This is a genomic window from Prolixibacter denitrificans (genome assembly GCF_003014495.1).
GTDB classification, from domain to species: Bacteria; Bacteroidota; Bacteroidia; order Bacteroidales; family Prolixibacteraceae; genus Prolixibacter; species Prolixibacter denitrificans.
The window spans coordinates 2,172-5,670 of the sequence record NZ_PYGC01000026.1 but is presented as its reverse complement, the minus strand read 5'-3'; the positions used below and the strand labels follow the sequence as shown (position 1 = coordinate 5,670).

At 50.6% G+C, this 3,499-nt stretch carries 1 tRNA gene and 2 rRNA genes; all 3 read right to left on the bottom strand.

From position 1 onward, the window contains the following. Positions 1-3 precede the first annotated feature (3 nt). The 3 genes from rrf to CLV93_RS19970 all read right to left on the bottom strand — a co-directional run bounded on the left by rrf (position 4) and on the right by CLV93_RS19970 (position 3,495). Positions 4-114 (bottom strand): 5S ribosomal RNA (gene rrf / locus CLV93_RS19980). A gap of 224 nt (positions 115-338) precedes the next feature. Next, positions 339-3,223 (bottom strand): 23S ribosomal RNA (locus CLV93_RS19975). Between the two features lie 198 nt (positions 3,224-3,421). Further along, a tRNA-Ala gene (locus tag CLV93_RS19970) sits at positions 3,422-3,495 on the bottom strand. Positions 3,496-3,499: the final 4 nt, after the last annotated feature.

The window sequence follows — 3,499 nt, the reverse complement described above, 5'->3', positions numbered from 1 at the left end:
TAAAATAAGCGGCGACCTACTCTCCCACATCTCTGCAGTACCATCGGCGCTGACGGGCTTAACTTCTCTGTTCGGAATGGGAAGAGGTGGAACCCCGTCGCTGTAGCCACCTAAAGTTTTCAGCTTTGCTTTTCAGCTATACAATATTTTTTGCAATAGTGATTAAGTTTTAGGTGTTAAGTGTTAAGATGTTCTTTGATGTCGGGCCGGACTTCGCTTTTCGGCTTTCTCCCTTTTCTTAAAACTTAAATCTTTCGACTTAAAACTTCACTATTACTGACATGAACCCTGGAAGAAAACAATTTCATTACAACAAAAACACCAATTTATAAAACCGGCAAGGAAAGTTTCGGGCAATTAGTATCGCTCGGCTTTGACGTCACCGTCTTTACACCTGCGACCTATCAACGTCGTAGTCTCCAACGACCCTCTAAGGAGACCTCATCTTGAGGCGAGCTTCGCGCTTAGATGCTTTCAGCGCTTATCTCTTCCACACATGGCTACCCAGCGGTGCTCCTGGCGGAACAACTGGTAAACCAGAGGTATGTCCAACGCGGTCCTCTCGTACTAACGTCAGGCTCTCTCAAGTCTCCTACGCCCACAACAGATAGGGACCGAACTGTCTCACGACGTTCTGAACCCAGCTCGCGTGCCACTTTAATGGGCGAACAGCCCAACCCTTGGGACCTTCTCCAGCCCCAGGATGTGACGAGCCGACATCGAGGTGCCAAACCGCTCCGTCGATATGAGCTCTTGGGAGCGATCAGCCTGTTATCCCCGGAGTACCTTTTATCCTTTGAGCGATGGCCCTTCCATACGGAACCACCGGATCACTATGCTCTAGTTTCCTACCTGATCGACTTGTGAGTCTCACAGTCAAGCGCGCTTATACCATTATGCTCTGCTGGCGGTTACCAATCGCCATGAGCGCACCTTTAGAAGCCTCCGTTACTCTTTTGGAGGCGACCACCCCAGTCAAACTACCCACCACACACTGTCTCCATTTCTGGATTAGGCCCCAGGCAAGCAAAGGGACGTATTTCAAGGATGACTCCACGAATCCTGGCGAACCCGCTTCAATGTCTCCGTCCTATCCTACACATCACTTACCCAGAACCAATGTGAAGTTGCAGTAAAGGTTCACGGGGTCTTTCCGTCCCGTTGCGGGTAAGCGGCATCTTCACCGCTACTACAATTTCACCGAGCTCGTGGCCGAGACAGTACCCAGATCGTTGCACCATTCGTGCAGGTCGGAACTTACCCGACAAGGAATTTCGCTACCTTAGGACCGTTATAGTTACGGCCGCCGTTTACCGGGGCTTCGATTCAATGCTTCTACCCGAAAGTATAACATCCCCTCTTAACCTTCCGGCACCGGGCAGGTGTCAGGCCATATACATCATCTTGCGATTTAGCATAGCCCTGTGTTTTTGATAAACAGTCGCCTGGGTCTTTTCACTGCGGCTGGCTCGCGCCAGCGCCCCTTCTCCCTAAGTTACGGGGCCATTTTGCCTAGTTCCTTAGCCACGAATCACTCGAGCGCCTCAGGATTCTCTCCTTGACTACCTGTGTCGGTTTACGGTACGGGTTCTCTACACCTATAGCTTAGAGGTTTTTCTCGGAAGCCCTTAGGACCACTATCCGATTGCCCGAAGGCTCTCGGTACTGTCGGGTTTCGGCTCTACCGGCGGATTTGCCTACCGGTATCAACACCTAAGCCCTTCAACGTACTATTCCGTCAGTACGCGGGTCTTTCATCACTTCGTCACCCCATCGCAGTCTAGAGAAGTATCGGAATATTAACCGATTCGCCATCGACTTCGCCGTTCGGCTTCGCCTTAGGTCCCGACTAACCCTGATCCGATTAGCGTTGATCAGGAAACCTTAGTCTATCGGCGGGCAGGTTTCTCACCTGCCTTATCGTTACTTATGCCTACATTTGCTTTTCCGGACGCTCCAGCATACCTCGCAGTACACCTTCAGCGCTGACCGGAATGCTCCCCTACCACTGTAAATAAATTTACAATCCATAGCTTCGGTGGTATGTTTAATGCCCGATTATTATCCACGCCCGACCGCTCGACTAGTGAGCTGTTACGCACTCTTTAAATGAATGGCTGCTTCCAAGCCAACATCCTAGCTGTCTATGCAATCAGACCTCGTTTGTTCAACTTAACATACACTTGGGGACCTTAGCTGATGGTCCGGGTTCTTTCCCTCTCGGACACGGACCTTAGCACCCGCGCCCTCACTCCTGGTGAGCATCTTGCAGCATTCGGAGTTTGTCTGGAGTTGATAGGCGGTGAAGCCCTCGCATCCAATCAGTAGCTCTACCTCTGCAAGACTCATAACCAAGGCTGCACCTAAATGCATTTCGGGGAGTACGAGCTATTTCCAAGTTTGATTGGCCTTTCACCCCTACCCACAACTCATCCAAGGACTTTTCAACGTCCCCTGGTTCGGTCCTCCATCCCGTGTTACCGGGACTTCAACCTGGTCATGGGTAGATCACATGGTTTCGCGTCTACCCCCACTGACTATACCGCCCTGTTCAGACTCGCTTTCGCTTCGGCTCCGTGGCTGAACCACTTAACCTTGCCAGTGAGGAGTAACTCGTAGGCTCATTATGCAAAAGGCACGCCGTCACCCCCTAAAGGGCTCCGACCGCTTGTAGGCGTACGGTTTCAGGTACTTTTTCACTCCCCTGTTCGGGGTGCTTTTCACCTTTCCCTCACGGTACTGGTTCACTATCGGTCTCTCAGTAGTATTTAGCCTTACCAGATGGTCCTGGCAGATTCAGACAGGATTTCGCGTGTCCCGCCCTACTCAGGATACTGCTAACTCCGCAAGCCTTACACGTACAGGACTTTCACCTCCTTTGGTGTGACTTTCCAGAACACTTCCGTTTCGTCTTACTTCGTATAGCGCAGTCCTACAACCCCGAAAGTGCCGAAACACTTCCGGTTTGGGCTTATCCCCGTTCGATCGCCACTACTAGGGGAATCACTTTTGTTTTCTTTTCCTCCGGGTACTTAGATGTTTCAGTTCTCCGGGTTAGCTTCCTGCATAACAGGATACCATACTTATATATGGTGGGTTGCCCCATTCGGATATTCGCGGATTAACGGTTATTTGCACCTCCCCGCGACTTTTCGCAGCTTATCACGTCCTTCTTCGCCTCTGAGAGCCAAGGCATCCCCCGTACGCCCTTTCGTACTTTCTCTCGCCTTGTTCGAAGGTTTTATCCTTCGGCGTTTCTCTTGTAACTCTGTTGTTTTTCTTCCAGCATGTCAATGAACTTCATCCCTTTCAGGATATGTGGATTGCAGGGAATCGAACCCTTTCCTTTTCCAGGCGCCAGCCTAATCCTTCGTGTTCCAATACGTTTCTTTATGAACTTTCCTGGTGTTTACACCCTTTGTGGAGAATATCGGAGTCGAACCGATGACCTCTTGAATGCAAATCAAGCGCTCTAGCCAACTGAGCTAATCCCCCATAC